The 15591-nt window shown below is 43.2% G+C and carries 14 protein-coding genes and 1 riboswitch; of the genes, 12 read left to right on the top strand and 2 right to left on the bottom strand.

What is annotated here, in order from left to right; genetic code table 11:
• Positions 1–52 precede the first annotated feature (52 nt).
• The 8 genes from QSJ46_RS03810 to QSJ46_RS03775 all read left to right on the top strand — a co-directional run bounded on the left by QSJ46_RS03810 (position 53) and on the right by QSJ46_RS03775 (position 8287).
• Positions 53–1444, top strand: a complete 1392-nt coding sequence (locus QSJ46_RS03810; protein WP_285604299.1) for a copper amine oxidase — start codon at positions 53–55, stop codon at positions 1442–1444.
• 59 nt (positions 1445–1503) lie between these two features.
• Entirely contained in the window at positions 1504–2118 is a 615-nt protein-coding gene (locus QSJ46_RS03805) for a class F sortase (RefSeq protein ID WP_285604298.1), read from the top strand.
• A 234-nt stretch (positions 2119–2352) separates the two neighbouring features.
• Complete coding sequence (locus QSJ46_RS03800; protein ID WP_285604297.1) at positions 2353–4296, top strand: BglG family transcription antiterminator; 1944 nt, start codon at positions 2353–2355, stop codon at positions 4294–4296.
• A 122-nt stretch (positions 4297–4418) separates the two neighbouring features.
• Positions 4419–4724, top strand: a complete 306-nt coding sequence (locus QSJ46_RS03795; protein ID WP_003214824.1) for a PTS sugar transporter subunit IIB — start codon at positions 4419–4421, stop codon at positions 4722–4724.
• Positions 4725–4738: 14 nt separating this feature from the next.
• Positions 4739–6088, top strand: coding sequence for a PTS cellobiose transporter subunit IIC (gene celB, locus QSJ46_RS03790; protein WP_024423868.1), 1350 nt, complete (start codon positions 4739–4741; stop codon positions 6086–6088).
• A gap of 26 nt (positions 6089–6114) precedes the next feature.
• Positions 6115–6441, top strand: coding sequence for a PTS lactose/cellobiose transporter subunit IIA (locus QSJ46_RS03785; RefSeq protein ID WP_039182451.1), 327 nt, complete (start codon positions 6115–6117; stop codon positions 6439–6441).
• Positions 6438–7766: a 6-phospho-beta-glucosidase gene (locus QSJ46_RS03780; RefSeq protein ID WP_047202962.1), complete on the top strand. Its 1329-nt coding sequence runs from the start codon at positions 6438–6440 to the stop codon at positions 7764–7766. The genes QSJ46_RS03785 and QSJ46_RS03780 overlap by 4 nt, the downstream gene beginning before the upstream one ends.
• Positions 7767–7888: 122 nt before the next feature.
• Positions 7889–8287 (top strand): hypothetical protein, encoded by a 399-nt coding sequence (locus tag QSJ46_RS03775; RefSeq protein WP_047202963.1) that lies wholly within the window; start codon positions 7889–7891, stop codon positions 8285–8287.
• Positions 8288–8306: 19 nt separating this feature from the next.
• On the opposite strand, the gene QSJ46_RS03770 is transcribed toward QSJ46_RS03775, so the two are convergent.
• Both QSJ46_RS03770 and QSJ46_RS03765 read right to left on the bottom strand, forming a co-directional pair.
• Entirely contained in the window at positions 8307–8501 is a 195-nt protein-coding gene (locus QSJ46_RS03770; protein WP_058838465.1) for a hypothetical protein, read from the bottom strand.
• Positions 8502–8596: 95 nt separating this feature from the next.
• The gene (locus QSJ46_RS03765; protein ID WP_039182437.1) at positions 8597–9688 is read right to left on the bottom strand and encodes a branched-chain amino acid aminotransferase; all 1092 of its coding nucleotides are present in this window, start codon (positions 9686–9688) and stop codon (positions 8597–8599) included.
• 369 nt (positions 9689–10057) lie between these two features.
• On the opposite strand from QSJ46_RS03765, the gene QSJ46_RS03760 reads away from it, so the two are divergent.
• The 4 genes from QSJ46_RS03760 to QSJ46_RS03745 all read left to right on the top strand — a co-directional run bounded on the left by QSJ46_RS03760 (position 10058) and on the right by QSJ46_RS03745 (position 15558).
• On the top strand, positions 10058–11485 hold the full coding sequence (locus tag QSJ46_RS03760; RefSeq protein ID WP_285604296.1) for a DUF1565 domain-containing protein: 1428 nt from the start codon (positions 10058–10060) through the stop codon (positions 11483–11485).
• A 97-nt stretch (positions 11486–11582) separates the two neighbouring features.
• Positions 11583–11692, top strand: a riboswitch (SAM riboswitch).
• 171 nt (positions 11693–11863) lie between these two features.
• Entirely contained in the window at positions 11864–12982 is a 1119-nt protein-coding gene (locus QSJ46_RS03755) for a sugar ABC transporter substrate-binding protein (RefSeq protein ID WP_041087658.1), read from the top strand.
• Positions 12983–13051: 69 nt separating this feature from the next.
• A complete protein-coding gene (locus QSJ46_RS03750; RefSeq protein WP_285604295.1) occupies positions 13052–14548 on the top strand; it encodes a sugar ABC transporter ATP-binding protein in 1497 nt (498 codons plus the stop codon).
• Complete coding sequence (locus tag QSJ46_RS03745) at positions 14545–15558, top strand: ABC transporter permease (RefSeq protein ID WP_039182429.1); 1014 nt, start codon at positions 14545–14547, stop codon at positions 15556–15558. Before QSJ46_RS03750 ends, QSJ46_RS03745 begins: the two co-directional genes overlap by 4 nt.
• The last annotated feature ends 33 nt before the right edge of the window (positions 15559–15591 follow it).

Below are 15591 nucleotides of genomic sequence, written 5' to 3'. Positions count from 1 at the left end.
CATCCCTCTCTCCGTTAAGTACATAACAAACGGAAAGAGGAGGAAATAAAAGATGAACATGAAGAAAGCAATGTTAACCATTCCACTGAGCGCAGCGTTACTATTCCCAGCGGCTCAAAGCGCAAGTGCACACGAAGGACATATGCATGGGGAGGCGAAGAAGACGTCTTCGTCACAAGAGGTTTCAAATAAAGCAACAGATCTTCGAGCAGCACTAGATCAGCTGTTTTCAGAGCATGCCTATTTAGCGGTGATCACGATGCAAAAAGGAATTGACGGCAGTAAAGACTTCGATCAAGCAGCGGCGGCTTTAAATGACAACACGAATGACTTATCAGATGCAATAGCCTCTGTGTATGGTAAAAAAGCAGGCAAACAATTCAAAGACATTTGGTCAAGTCATATCGGCTACTTTGTTGACTATGTACAAGCCACAGCGAAAAAAGATGATGCAGGTAAAAAGAAAGCGATCAAGCAGCTTGACCAATATCGAATGAAACAAGCCGATATGCTCGATCAAGCAACAGACGGGAGACTGAAAGCAAGTGAGCTTGAAGAAGGCTTGAAGATGCATGTGAACGAACTGCTAAAAGCGTTTGACAGCTATAATGAAAAGGATTTTGATACGACCTATGAAACGGTGAGAAAATCCATTCATCATATGTTTGAGGTAGGAAAAGGCGTGTCATGGGCCATCACAGATCAATTTCCTGGGAAATTTGATCAAAAGTCAGTGGATACACCAGCAGCGGATCTTCGTGAAGATTTAAACTACTTGTTTTCAGAGCATTTGGCACTCGCAGTAGTTGCCATGCAAAAAGGAAATGATGGCAGTAAGGACTTTGAGCAAGCAGCAGCGGCTTTAAATGAAAACACAAATGATTTATCTGCTGCAATTGCATCTGTTTATGGTAAGGATGCAGGCAAACAATTCAAAGACATTTGGTCAAGCCATATCGGTTACTTAGTTGATTATGTCAAAGCGGATGCATCAGGGGATCATCAAGCAAAAGAAAAGGCTGTCAAAGATTTAGATGCGTATCGAATGAAGCAAGCGAAATTCCTAGATCAAGCGACAGATGGACGTTTGAAGGCAGCTGATTTAGAAGCTGGTTTGAAAACACATATTGATGAGCTGATCAAAACATATACGTCTTATCATAGTGGTGAATATGATCAGCTTTACCCGACAGTGAGAGAGGCTTATGGTCATATGTTCATGGTTGGTCAGGATGTCGCAGCAGCGATTGTTGACCAGCATCCTGAGCTGTTCAAATCGAACATGCCTAATGAAATGCCGAAAACAGGTATGGGGGGCACAGCCGGTCCTTTAGGCATGTCCTATGAAGCATTTGTGGGAATGATCGCAAGTTTGATCCTCGCAGGCGGCGTGGCAGGTGCATTCTTCCTTAATCGCCGTAAGGCATCAAATTCTAACTCATAAAGACAGACGGGAACGTGCACAATCGTGCCGTTCCTTTCTTCAAAAGGAGGCCGGCTTAGATGAAGAATTGGCTGCTCAGCATATTTTCATTTCTCATCATCACAGGCTGTTCATCACAGTCAATGGATGAATCGTCATCCTCAAAAAACATATCAGCTTCTAAGGAAATGACCACACATCAAGCTGAGAAACAGAACCACTCACACGAAACATTTAAAGACGAGCCATCTGGTATAGTACCATCTGAAATCGCCATTCCCGCTATTGATGTCAAAGCAAAAGTGGAGAAAACAGCTTTATTAAAGGATGGCAGTATGGGTGTCCCTCGGGATACAGACAACACAGCTTGGTTTAAAGATGGTCCAAAACCAGGAGATAAAGGGAATGCCGTCATGAATGGCCATGTAGATAATAAATGGGGGCCATCGGTTTTTTATCGATTAAAGGAGCTGAAAAAGGGAGACAAGGTGATCGTTACGTCCTCATCGGGAAAAAAGCGAAGCTTTGAAGTCATAAAAGTTAGAAGCTATCCGCGTGAAGAGAAGCCTAATGCGTTTTTTGGATACGCCTTTACACGGAATCTCAATTTAATCACTTGTACAGGGACATTTGATCATGCTGCAGGCACGCATGAAAAAAGATTGGTTGTCTTTACCCAGATGATCTCTTCATAAAGAAGGCGGATACACGATGGTGTACGCCTTTTTTTCGTGGTTCGCAAGTTTCTTTCAAAAAGATTCATAGGACATTAGATATGGTTAGTTGTATAAATAGGGGCATTTGTCATATAAATGAGATGGCAATTTTTATTTCTTTTCAGTAGAATATGAGTAATGAAGAGAACTGCAAGCGTTTACAACCTGTCCAGACAAGGCAGATTCTCCACCCTACATAAGGAGGCCGATCTGATGCTGAGTAAAAGACTGGCGCACATCTTAAGTCAGCTCATGGCAGCTGAGACCCCGCTCACAAGCGCTGCACTATCTGCCAGTTTACAAGTGACAAGCCGCACCATTCGTACAGACATAAAGGAACTGAACGACCGTCTTGCCCCTTATCAAGCAGCTGTAACAGCTGTAAGAGGAGCTGGCTATGAGCTGTTGATCAACGATGAGAATGCCTTTCGCCGTTTTATGAAGGAGGAGGTTGAGCAGGAAGAGCCGCTTGCTGTGCTGCCAGAGGAGCGAGTTCGGTTTATTTTAAAAAGGCTTCTTTTGGCAGAATCCTATGTGAAGCTGGAGGATTTACAGGAGCAGCTGTTTATTAGTAAATCGACGATGAGCAACGATGTGAAATCGGTCAAACGTAAGCTGGAGCCCTTTGATCTGAAGCTGGAAGCGAAGCCGAGCAAAGGCTGTCGGATCAAGGGATCAGAGATGAAAATTCGTTATTGCATGTCAGAATATTTATTCAATGAACGTCGTTCTTATCAAACGATGCTGAACACAGCTGTTACCATTTTGCCAAAGCATGAACTCGAATTGATTCAGAAAACAATGATCGATTATATCAATGAGGAAGGCATGAATCTATCAGACATTTGCATGAATAATTTAATTGTTCATGTTGCTATTGCCTGCAAACGAATTAGACACGGAAACTATGTATCTGTTCTTCCAGAGGAAATCAGCGAAATTCCGCGGGCAAAGGAATACAGGGTCGCTAAAAAAATGGTGGAGCGTCTTGAAGGGCTGCTGGGTGTCTCATTTCCACAAGAGGAAATCGTCTATATCACCATTCATTTACTAGGAACAGCCAAAATGGTACAGTCCTTTTCCTCGAGCGGTCAAAAACAAATTGTCGATGATGACACGAGCCGGCTTGTACAGTTCATGCTGAAGGCCATTGATCAAAAATTGCAGCTTGATTTAGCCGGCGATACGGAACTAATGATTGGATTGAGTCTGCACTTAAAGCCTGCCATCAACCGATGTAAATATGGAATGAACTTAAGAAATCCGATGCTTGATGAAATAAAAGCCGGGTATCCACTTGCCTTTGAAGCGGGGATTATCGCCAGCAGGGTCCTTGAAGAAGAGGAGGGGCTGAGTATTCATGAGAACGAAATCGGATATATGGCGCTTCATTTTGGTGCGGCTTTAGAGCGGAGGAAAATGGAGATCCCGCCGAAGCGGTGTCTCATTGTCTGTGCGTCTGGTGCAGGGAGTGCAAGGCTGCTGCAGGATCGTTTGCGTTCACAATTTGGGTCAAAGCTGACCATTTTAGGAACAGCAGAGCTATATTCACTTCCACATGTCTCTTTACATGCCCTGGATTTGATTATTACAACGATTCCAATTCATATGGAATTACCGGTTCCAGTCATTCAAGTGAACACCATTTTGGGAGGCGGCGATTTTTTAAAAATTGAAGAAGCCCTGACGAGTGAAACAAGGGTGACATTGGCCTCGCAATATATGAAAAAGGAATTGGTTTTTACAAAGCGCGCCTTTCACACAAAGGAAGAGGTCATCACCTTTTTAACGCAAAAAATCATCGATATGGGATTAGCGCCAGCTGAGCTCACACCATCTGTTATGGAAAGAGAAGAGGCTGCTCCTACCTCTTTTGGACATTATACGGCGATTCCGCACCCGATGACGCCGCTGACAGATGAGACGTTTTGGGCGATTTGTACATTAGAAAAACCAATCATTTGGGGAGAGAAAAAGGTTCAATTTGTCTGTCTGCTTTGTGTCGAAAAAGAGAATGCCAAAGATTTAAAAGGCATGTACCGCCTGCTGGGGGAGCTTGTGCATAATGTGAAATTCATTCAGCACCTGATCGCCTGTGATACATTTGAAGACATGCTTGATATCATGTATAAAAAGGCTCCTTCGTACAAGAACTAACTGTGTGATATTAACTTTTTCCGCTTCCTAAAGGAAAAAGTATGGGTGTTTATGAAAGCGGTTTCATAATATGATGAATGTGTAAAGAATAGCTTCACACTTTGAAAAGGGGGCGTTTACACATGAATATCTTATTGGTTTGCGCAGCAGGTATGTCCACAAGCTTACTTGTCACAAAAATGGAGAAAAGCGCACAAGAACAAGGAAAAGATTATCGTATTTGGGCAGTATCTGGAGATTCTGCGAAAAATCATATTGATCAAGCCGATGTGCTTTTATTAGGACCTCAGGTTCGATATTTATTACCACAAATGAAAAAGCTTGGAGAAGAAAAAGGAATACCAGTAGACGTAATTAATACCGTGCATTATGGCGTATGTAATGGCGCCGAGGTTTTAAAATCTGCTGAACAGCTAGTGAACGGATAAAGGGGGCGGAGGGGATGAATGGATTCAACCGATTTCTAGAAGAGAAGGTCATGCCGTTTGCAGGGAAGATTGCCGCTCAAAGACATTTACAAGCATTGCGTGACGGAATTGTTTTAACGATGCCTCTCATTATTGTCGGTTCACTGTTTCTCATTTTAGCCAACCTTCCGATCCCAGGATACAGCGATTTTATGGCAAGTATCTTCGGAGCAGAATGGGCCACGAAACTATCCTATCCTGTTAATGCAACCTTTGACATTATGGCACTTGTTGCGACCTTCGGGATTGCTTACAGGCTAGCTGAAAAGTATGCGGTTGATGCACTATCATCTGGTGCGATCGCTGTTGCGGCTTTCCTGTTGGCTACTCCATATCAAGTACCTTTCACACCTGAAGGCTCAACAGAAGCTATCCTAGTGGGCGGGGGAATTCCTGTCACACTGATGGGCAGTAAAGGTTTATTCGTTGCCATGATTATTGCCATGCTTTCAACCGAAATTTACCGCTTTATTGTACAGCGGAATATCGTCATCAAAATGCCTGATGGTGTACCGCCAGCAGTCAGTAAATCGTTTATTGCACTTATTCCAGGTTTTGTGGTCATCACGCTGATCTGGGTCGCTAGACTTGTGATTGAGATGACACCTTTTGAGAGTATTCATAATATCATCACGGTCTTAATTGGCACACCGCTTTCCATTCTTGGTGGTAGCTTAGGCGGCAGTATCGTTGCGATGGGTGTGCAAATGCTCCTATGGGCATGTGGTATTCACGGAGCAACTATTGTCGGGGGCGTTATGGGGCCAATTTGGCTCGGTGCAATGGATGAGAACCGTCTTGCATTCCAAGCAGGAGAAGTGCTGCCGAATATTTTCACAGCACAGTTCTTTGAAATCTTCATCAACGTCGGCGGAAGCGGTGCAACGCTTGCTTTGGTGCTGACCATGATCTTACGTGCCAGAAGTAAACAAATGAAACAGCTTGGCCGCCTTGCCATTGGGCCAGCCATCTTTAACATCAACGAACCGATCATTTTTGGAATGCCGATTGTGATGAACCCAATGCTTCTCATTCCGTTTATCCTTACGCCAATCATGATGATCATCACCACATATATCGGAATGAGCACAGGCCTTGTGGCAAAACCGGCAGGGATTGCTGTCCCATGGACTATGCCGCCAATCATTTCAGGCTATCTCGCCACAGGAGGTAAAATCTCTGGTGCTGTCATGCAGCTGATTAACCTTGCGTTGTCATTTGCTCTATACTACCCATTCTTTAGAATGTGGGATAAGCAGAAATTGAAAGAAGAAAGTGAGCTAGAAACAAAAGCATCAACTGATGAAAATGTCGTCAGCATGTAATAGAGGGAACAAGGGGGATGCGGCCGATGGAAATGGAACAAATTGTGTTTCAACTCATCCTGCACGGCGGGAATGGCAGAAGCTCAGCGATGGAAGCCATTACGTGTGCAAAGCAAGGTAATTTTGATGAGGCGAAGCAAAAAATGCAGGAAGCACAAGACGCGTTAAATGAGGCGCATCACGCACAGACAGAGCTGATCCAAGGAGAAATCAGGGGCGAAAAGACGGATATTAGCCTCCTAATGATTCATGCGCAGGATCATCTCATGAACGCAATGACCGTTAAGGAGCTCGCAGCAGAAATCATTGAGCTCCATGAAAAAATGAAGCAACTCGGAGGTGTCAATTCATGAAAGAAGGAATCAAAATTGTCACAATAGGCGGTGGATCGAGCTATACGCCTGAGCTCGTCGAAGGGTTTATTAAACGATATCATGAATTGCCTGTAAAGGAATTATGGCTTGTGGATATTGAAGCGGGTCAGGAAAAGTTAAACATCGTGGGCGCTCTGGCGAAACGTATGGTCGAAAAAGCAGGTCTGCCGATTGAGGTACACCTGACTCTTGACCGCCGGGAAGCCTTGAAGGACGCAGATTTTGTGACGACACAATTTCGTGTAGGACTTCTGGAAGCACGGGCAAAGGATGAGAGAATACCGCTTAAATACGGCGTCATCGGTCAGGAGACGAATGGACCAGGCGGTTTATTTAAAGGCCTTCGGACCATCCCAGTCATTTTAGACATTGTGAAGGATATGGAAGAGCTTTGCCCAGACGCATGGCTTGTGAACTTTACGAATCCAGCCGGCATGGTCACAGAAGCTGTTTTACGCTACACGAATCTCAAAAAAGTCGTCGGTCTATGCAATGTGCCGATTGGGATCAAAATGGGAATCGCTAAGGCGCTTGAAGTGGATGTAGAACGCATTGAGGTACAGTTTGCCGGTCTCAATCACATGGTCTATGGATTAGACGTATATTTAGACGGGGTCAGCATTATGGATCAAGTGCTTGATGAACTAGGAAATCCAAACAGCCAGTGGTCCATGAAAAACATTGAAGCGAAAAACTGGGAACCTTCTTTTGTGAAAGGATTAGGGGTCATCCCATGTCCGTATCACCGCTATTACTATAAAACGAAAGATATGCTGGAAGAAGAACAAAAGGCGGCTCAAGAAAAAGGAACACGAGCGGAGGTTGTACAGCAGGTTGAGCGGGAACTATTTGAACTCTATAAAGATCCTGATTTGTCGATTAAACCACCGCAGCTCGAAAAAAGAGGCGGGGCCTATTACAGCGATGCGGCTTGTAACTTAATCAGCTCCATCTATAATGATAAGCATGACATTCAACCAGTTAATACAGTGAACAGAGGGGCGATTGCCAGCATTCCGGCTGAATCAGCGGTTGAAGTAAACTGTATCATTACGAAGGACGGACCAAAGCCAATCGCGACAGGTGATCTGCCTGTAGCTGTCAGAGGGCTCGTTCAACAAATCAAATCATTCGAGCGTGTGGCAGCCGAAGCAGCTGTGACTGGAGATTACGAGACGGCTCTTGTTGCGATGACAATCAACCCGCTCGTCCCATCTGACGAGATTGCAAAGCAAATTTTAGATGAAATGCTTGAAGCGCATCGTGAATATTTACCGCAATTCTTCAAATCAGTCAATGCTTAACACATAATGAGTGACCCCTTTTATGGGGTCATTTTTTATGATTTCTTCATATGGAAACTGGAGAAAGAAGTGTATGATAGAAAAAACAGCATGTATGGCTTCAAAGAAAGGACTGTTGGAATATGGTTGCAATTGGTTTAATGCTTTACGGGTTTGTCGTACAGCCTATCATGAGTTATGGCACAGTGATCTTGTTTTTGTATGGCCTTATTGCTTCATTTGTTGGTCTCATTCGGCATAAGGGCTATGTGTGGATCTATGTTCTCCGTCTGCTTGTTTGTTTCACCATTCCAGTGACCAATCTATTGATGTATTTCGCAACGATTGGAGGAGATGCAAGAAAGTTTGATTTCCAGCCGATGCCGCTTGTTTACTATCTTGTCTTTATCCTAGAAATCATGATCATCTTTTTGCCAGAGATTTTTTTACTGATCGAAAGAAAGCGGAGCATCAAGGGGAAACAGTGGATATACGTCGGGGCAATTGTTGCGGTATCGGTCTTGTTTTGGTGCACGATTTGATGGCAAGGAGACGAGTCAACTAAGTCTTTTTCGCTTTTTGTTTCTGTAACTTCTTTCGTCTAACCTTTACAAAAGAGATGGAAAGAGCAAGGATAGAAATCCCAAACGCCTTAAATAGAAATCGGGTGAGGAACGGTGAATCGTCGAAACCAGTAGCGACGATCATCGATCCGATACAGATCCCAATGAACGCTAATAGATAAGTAAAAAACATACCATCCCTCCTTAATTTATTACCATTATAAGGTATATTGGAGAGGTTAATAAACAAAAAAGAACCCTTCGTGAATGAAAGGTTCTTTTACATGATTATGCTTGCTTGACGACCGAGTCAACTTCAACTGTCCAGCCGAAGATATCTGGCTGTGTTCCTTTTTGGATGCCAGTAATGGCTTCATACAATTTCTTGGATACTTCGCCTGTTTGACCATTTTGGATCACATATGGCTGATCATGATAAATTAATTCCCCGACAGGAGAGATCACGGCTGCCGTTCCAGTCCCAAAGATTTCTTCAAGCTCGCCAGATTGATGTGCTTCAATTAACTCATCAATTGAAATTTTGCGCTCTGTGACTGGAATTCCCCAATGCTTTAACAGCTCAAGTACAGAGTTACGTGTGATGCCTTCTAAAATGCTGCCGTTCAATTCAGGCGTCACGATTTCTCCGTTGATTTTAAAGAAGATATTCATGCTGCCGACTTCTTCAATGTATTTTTTCTCGACTCCATCAAGCCAAAGAACTTGTGAAAATCCTTTCGTTTCAGCCACTTGCTGTGCTTTAAGGCTTGATGCATAGTTTCCAGCTGTTTTGGCATTTCCTGTTCCACCCTTAACGGCACGGACAAACTCATTTTCAACAGCAATTTTGACCGGATGAATGCCTTCTTTATAGTATGATCCCACTGGAGATAAGATAATGATCAGCTTATACGTGCTAGACGGTGCAACGCCTAAATACGGCTCAGTGGAAATAATGAATGGACGAATATACAAGGAAGTGCCCTCTGCATCAGGTACCCAATCCTTATCAATGCGAATGAGTTCATTTAAGCCCTCTAATACTGTTTCTGAATCAATTTGCGGAATACACAGGCGGTCATTGGATCTGTTTAAGCGTTCCATGTTCTTTTCCGGACGGAATAAGAGAATTTTTTGATCCTCAGAAACATAAGCCTTTAAGCCTTCAAAAACAGATTGACCATAATGGTAGACCATCGAAGCTGGGTCCATTGGAATAGCCTGATAAGGAATGATTCTTGGATCATACCAGCCTTTATCAATTGAATAATCCATCACAAACATGTGATCTGTGAAGATTTTTCCGAATTCAAGTTGATCAGATTGAGGTTTTGGTTTTTTTGTTGAACTAAGTTCAACGCGGATGGGTTGTTTTGGCATTGTAAATCTCCTTGCTGTTTGATTATTTGAAAATTCTAATAATATGAAATAATTATGATTCTATTCTATACCTTCACAAAATATTAGCAATAGGTTTTCTGGAATTCAGACAAGAAAAATCTGTTAAAGCGCTTTCCTTCTCTCTGCTGTCAGTTTGGCTTATGTCCCCCCTTTTTAAAAAAGAAATAAAATCCAAATACATTATTAACTGATTAATCTGACAATTTAAAAACGAATGGTTTTCCTGTAAGATATTCTTTCAACCATACACCTTTTGACTAGTACATTGCAAGGGACATTGTCATATTTTAATCCTCTTTTTTTTTAACCGATAAAGGAAGAAGAGAAGGGAAAGGAGCAAACAACAAGATGAAACGAGCGATACCAAGCATTTTACTCATTGTATTCATGTCCATGATCAGTTTTGGCTGTCAGGCGATGACAGAGGAAGCTGGTGCTAAGCAAAGCACATCTTATTACGTAGCGGTAAACGGAAACGACAAAAACCCGGGAACAAAGCAAAAACCTTTCCGCACGCTGAAAAAAGCAGCAAGTATGGCGAAGGCTGGGACAACCATTTACATGAGAGGCGGTACATACAAAGAGAAATTGATTGTCCGTCATTCCGGAACAAAGAAAGCACCCGTTGTCTTTCAAGCTTACGGAAAAGAAAAACCTGTGATTAGCGGGGCATCCCTTAAAGGAAATCAAGCCGATGGCGGTCTTGTCACGGTCGATCAAAAGAGCTACATCACCCTCAAAGGCCTGACTGTAGGACATCTTAAGACGAATAAAGAAGATTTAACACCAGTTGGTATTTTCATCAAAGGAAGCGGTAAAGGCGTTAAATTGCTCAATAACCGAGTGTATGACATTCAGACGAAACATGAAAATGGAAATGCACATGGAATTGCTGTCTATGGGACAAAAGCTCCTGCAGCAATAGAAGACATTGAAATCAAAGGAAATACCGTTGAAAAATTAAAACTGGGCTTCAGCGAAGCGCTTGTGCTAAATGGAAACGTCAAAAAGTTCCGTGTGACACATAACACGGTCCGGCACACTGACAATATTGGCATTGATTTAATTGGTTTCGAGAACGTAGCACCCTCTAAAAAGTATGATCAAGTTAGAAATGGTGTCGTCTCTAGAAACAAAGTATATGAGATTACGAGTGCAGGGAATCCAGCCTACGGCACCGACATCTCCGCTGGCGGAATTTATGTTGATGGCGGCAAAGACATTGTGATCGATCATAACATCTCACATCACAATGACCTGGGGATTGAAGTCACAAGCGAACATAAAGGAAAAATGGCAGATCGCATCCGCATCGAACACAATCAAGTATATTTAAACCGTTATACAGGCATTTCTATTGGCGGCTATGATAAGAAGCGTGGCGGTACAACCAATACGACGATTTCACATAATATTTTGTACAAAAATGACACAGCCGGCTTAGAAGGCGGCCAATTGCTAATGCAGTATCAAGCGGTGAACAATCGAATCACGAATAATATCATGACGGCTAGCGCCTCGCATTACTTAGTCGTGAATCTTTATCAAGTGAACCAAAAGAATACCTTCCAGAAGAACGTTTATGATGACCGCAAAGGTGCGAAAGCATCACAGTGGATTTGGCGCGGGAAATGGATGGAAGGCTACAAAACCTATCTCTCTAAAAGCGGTCAAGATAAAGGATCAGCCCATCTCAACCCACAATTTGTGAATGAGAAAAAATATGATTTCCGTCTGAAGAAATCATCACCTGCTAAGAAAATTATCGGAAGCTGATGATATTTTAGAAATTTTCAAAAAAGTCATTGACATTGATGTGACATCACATTAAAGTAAAGAAGACATTTCAACGAAAACAAATTTCATAACGGATCTCTTATCAAGAGAGGCAGAGGGACTGGCCCTATGACGCCCAGCAACCGTTTCTATTGTAGAAATTGGTGCTAATTCCTGCAAAGCTGTTACAGCTTTGACAGATAAGAGAGGAAGACTTCCCGATACATGTTTCATGCAACGGTGATAAAGCCTCTCTTTCCAAGAGAGGCTTTTTTTCGTCTCTTTTTCGAATCAAATGCCTGTTTGACAGGCGTATTTCCACTTTTTTACCTAGTTTTCCGATGTGAAAAATTTAAAACAACTTGAGGAGGAACAGCAATGAAGCGTAAGCATTTTACATCATTTCTTGTCTTATTAACGGCATTAACCGTCCTATTATCTGGCTGCGGCACTGGATCAAGTGCAGGCTCAAAGGCAAATGCAAACGAAAAAGTCTCTTTTGACAATGTACCGAAGCGATTTGCAAAGGGACAGGGGGCAAAAATTAAAGTGATCCGCAAAATTGGAGGAGACGATCATACAGCTCAATTTTTAGCTGGAACGAAGGCAGAAGGTGAAGCACTCGGCTTTACGGTAGATGTCTACACCGCAAATGGTGATACAGCAAAATTCCATGATGCCATCTCTCAGGCGCTGGAAGAAAATTATGATGGCTTTATCATCTCTCACGGGGACGACGAGGCGACAGTGGCTGATGTGAAAAAGATCACAGCGAAAGGCATTCCGGTTGTAGCGTTTGATTCGAATCCTAAGCTAAAGGACATCAAAGGGGTCACAGTGACGTCTCAAGATGACGAACAATTAGCGAAAAAATCATTAGACGCGCTCGTGTCTGATTTTAAAGGAAAAGCAAATATTGCGTACCTGTGGGTAGATGGATTCCCGCCAATGGTGAGACGAAACAAGGTCTATCAAGAAACGCTTAAACAACATTCAGGGATCAAGGAGCTTGACCGCTTTGGTGTAGCCTCTTCTGATACGTCTGTTCAAACGCAAAATGCAGTAGCAGCCATGCTGAATAAGTATCCAAAGGGCAAACTGGACGCTATTTTTGCCACATGGGATGCCTTTGCCATTGGGGCAGCAAGAGCGTTAAAGGAAGCAGGAAGAACAGAAGTGAAGATTTATGGGATTGATGTGTCAAATGCTGATCTTCAAGAAATGACAGCGAAGGACAGTCCATGGAAGTACACAGCAGCGGTTGATCCGAAGCTCATCGGCGCAGTCGACGTGAGGATTCTTGCGAAGAAAATAGCTGGTGAGAAAACACCATCTTCCTATGACCTTGAGGCCTCTCTCATCTCGCAAAAGCAGCTTCAACAAGCAGGAAAAGCCATTAACATGGTCAATCTTGCAGACGAGGTGAAGGGATTCGGTTCATCGACTGCTTTTGAGGAAGACTGGATGAAGACCTTGAAGAAGCATTATACAAAATAAGCGACGTGCACTCTCTTTCCATAGAGGGTGTTTCGTTTTTCAGATGATATCAAGAAAAGGAGGACACCTATGACAGCGCCGCTTGTTCGTATGAAAAATATTTCAATTGAATTCCCAGGGGTCAAAGCTTTAGATCAAGTGAATTTCACATTAAAAAAAGGGACGGTCCATGCACTAATTGGAGCGAATGGTGCTGGGAAGTCCACGTTAATGAAAGTTCTTTCTGGCGCTCATTCCCACTTCGACGGAACCATCCACATCAATGGCCAGGCGGCAACCATTCAAACCCCAAAGGATGCATCCTCATATGGTGTGCAGACGGTTCATCAAGAAGTGGATACGGCTCTTGTTCCCTACTTAAGTGTTGGCGAGAATATGATGATGCATGAGATTGAGAAAAAAACATTTGTCAGCTGGAAAGAGCTGCATCGCAAGGCGGCTCAGCTATTAAAAGAAATGGACATCGACATCTCCACAAAACGACTTGTCAGCGATCTGACCCTTGCTGAAAAACAGATGGTGCTCATTGCTAAGGCCGTTTCCATTCAATGCAGCATTTTAATCTTAGATGAACCAACAGCTCCGCTTAGTCATGCAGAAACAAGCAAATTATTCTCAATGATTGATCGGCTGAAACAGTATGGGACAGGGATCGTGTTTATCTCCCATCGCATGCCCGAAATTTTCACCATCTGTGATGAACTGACAGTGATGCGAAATGGAACGGATGTTGCAGCCCACCTTGTCAAAGACACAAATCCGCAGCAAGTCATTGAAGAAATGCTAGGTGCGCCATTAGAGGAACAATTCCCGTCTCGCAAACCTTTGAAGGATGCACCTATTGTGCTTGAAGTGAAAGACTTAAATGATCAACACAAATTAAACAACATTCACTTTTATGTCAAGAAAGGAGAAATTCTCGGGATCGCAGGACTTGTCGGTGCTGGAAAAACAGAATTGTGCAAAGCCCTTTTCGGTGCCTCAGAAAAAAAGACGGGGACTGTGCAGCTGCATGGTCAAACCATTCACATCACATCGCCTCATCAAGCTGTGAGAGCTGGAATAGCCCTTGTGCCTGAAGAGCGGAGAAAAGAAGGGGTTCTGACCGAAGAGAGCGTGGGGTGGAATTTAACGGCTGCAAGTCTTCATTCATTTTCACGGGTATTCAGCTTCTTACATCGTTCGAAGGAAAAGCGGGAAGCAGGCGACATCGTCAAACGGCTTGGTGTCAAAACGCCGTCTCTTGAAGCAAAGGTGAAGCACCTATCTGGTGGAAATCAGCAAAAGGTTGCCATCGGAAAATGGCTGCTGGCTGAGGCAGATGTGTATCTCTTTGATGAACCAACTAAAGGTGTAGACGTTGGAGCGAAAAAAGATATTTTCACTTTGATTGCAGAGCTTGCCGCCCGCGGAAAATCTGTCATTTATGCGTCGAGTGAGCTGTCAGAGATTGCAGGTATCGCTGACCGAGTATACGTGTTATATGATGGCAGCATTGCCCGGGAAATGACTGCACCGACGACTGAAGAGGAGCTTTTATATCATTCAACAGGAGGACAATCATGAGCGAACAACAAATTCCAGCCCCTGTGCAGCAAATCAAAAAACAGCGGCCATCCTTTCATCTGTTTGATTTCTTTTATCGATATGGGACGATTTTAACCATTGTTGTGTTGATTGTGGTATTTGCGGCAGCGAATCCAGCGTTTTTGCAATCGGGAAATATCATTAATATTTTACGGTCTATCTCAATAGTGACCATCATTGCGGTGGGTTTAACCATCTCATTGGCAGTAAACGGTTTTGATTTATCAGTTGGATCAGTCGCTACGCTGTCAAATGCCATTGTCATTTCTATGTTCGTATGGTTCTCGCAAAACCCACTGATTGCAATCCTTTCTGCACTAGCGGCTTCTATCATTGTTGGATTGTTAAATGCATGGATGATCGTCAAAATGAAAATTCCAGATATGCTCATGACATTAGCCATGATGTTTATCATTCAAGGGCTGGCTCAAACGTATACGAAAGGGGCGACCATTTCTGAAAATATGGTGCTGCCTGATGGTACGTTTTCAACAGGAACGATCCCTGCCTTTTTCAGCAAAATCGGACAGGTGCCATATATCATTCTCATTATGGCTGCCATTGTTCTATTTGCGCATGTTTTCATGACCTACACAAAGCACGGCCGATTCATGTACATCATCGGTGGGAATAAAGAAGCGGCTCGATTGTCTGGCATTCATGTGAACAAATACAAAATTGCGGCCTATCTGCTTTCTGCGTTATTTGCAGCGATTGGAGGTATTGTGCTGGCATCAAGGGTGATGACAGCAGAAATTAATGCTGGGGCACCATATTTAATGGATGGAGTAGCGGCTGCTTTTATTGGCTTTTCCGTCATGGGAGCAGGTAAGCCAAACGCATTTGGTACTTTTATCGGAGCTGTACTCATCGGAATCTTACAAAATGGGCTTGTGATGATGTCTGTTCCTTATTATGCAATGGATATTGTGAAAGGTTCTGTGCTGGCTCTTGCACTGGCGCTGACATATTACAAACAAAGAGGCTAACTGCGTATTTTTTAAAACCATTCGAGTCCTCTC

Source organism: Bacillus sp. YKCMOAS1 (assembly GCF_030268125.1).
Classification (GTDB): Bacteria; Bacillota; Bacilli; order Bacillales; family Bacillaceae; genus Bacillus; species Bacillus safensis.
Note: the sequence above shows the minus strand (reverse complement) of the source record. Positions and strands in the feature narration are given on the sequence as shown.

Bases quoted from the DNA above. Each gene is read 5' to 3' on its own strand.
- QSJ46_RS03750 (WP_285604295.1), top strand. From the start codon at position 13,052: ATGACAGCGCCGCTTGTTCGTATGAAAAATATTTCAATTGAATTCCCA.
- QSJ46_RS03760 (WP_285604296.1), top strand. From the start codon at position 10,058: ATGAAACGAGCGATACCAAGCATTTTACTCATTGTATTCATGTCCATG.
- QSJ46_RS03805 (WP_285604298.1), top strand. From the start codon at position 1,504: ATGAAGAATTGGCTGCTCAGCATATTTTCATTTCTCATCATCACAGGC.
- QSJ46_RS03780 (WP_047202962.1), top strand. From the start codon at position 6,438: ATGAAAGAAGGAATCAAAATTGTCACAATAGGCGGTGGATCGAGCTAT.
- celB (WP_024423868.1), top strand. From the start codon at position 4,739: ATGAATGGATTCAACCGATTTCTAGAAGAGAAGGTCATGCCGTTTGCA.
- QSJ46_RS03745 (WP_039182429.1), top strand. From the start codon at position 14,545: ATGAGCGAACAACAAATTCCAGCCCCTGTGCAGCAAATCAAAAAACAG.
- QSJ46_RS03810 (WP_285604299.1), top strand. From the start codon at position 53: ATGAACATGAAGAAAGCAATGTTAACCATTCCACTGAGCGCAGCGTTA.
- QSJ46_RS03765 (WP_039182437.1), bottom strand. From the start codon at position 9,688: ATGCCAAAACAACCCATCCGCGTTGAACTTAGTTCAACAAAAAAACCA.
- QSJ46_RS03800 (WP_285604297.1), top strand. From the start codon at position 2,353: ATGCTGAGTAAAAGACTGGCGCACATCTTAAGTCAGCTCATGGCAGCT.
- QSJ46_RS03755 (WP_041087658.1), top strand. From the start codon at position 11,864: ATGAAGCGTAAGCATTTTACATCATTTCTTGTCTTATTAACGGCATTA.
- QSJ46_RS03795 (WP_003214824.1), top strand. From the start codon at position 4,419: ATGAATATCTTATTGGTTTGCGCAGCAGGTATGTCCACAAGCTTACTT.
- QSJ46_RS03775 (WP_047202963.1), top strand. From the start codon at position 7,889: ATGGTTGCAATTGGTTTAATGCTTTACGGGTTTGTCGTACAGCCTATC.
- QSJ46_RS03785 (WP_039182451.1), top strand. From the start codon at position 6,115: ATGGAAATGGAACAAATTGTGTTTCAACTCATCCTGCACGGCGGGAAT.
- QSJ46_RS03770 (WP_058838465.1), bottom strand. From the start codon at position 8,501: ATGTTTTTTACTTATCTATTAGCGTTCATTGGGATCTGTATCGGATCG.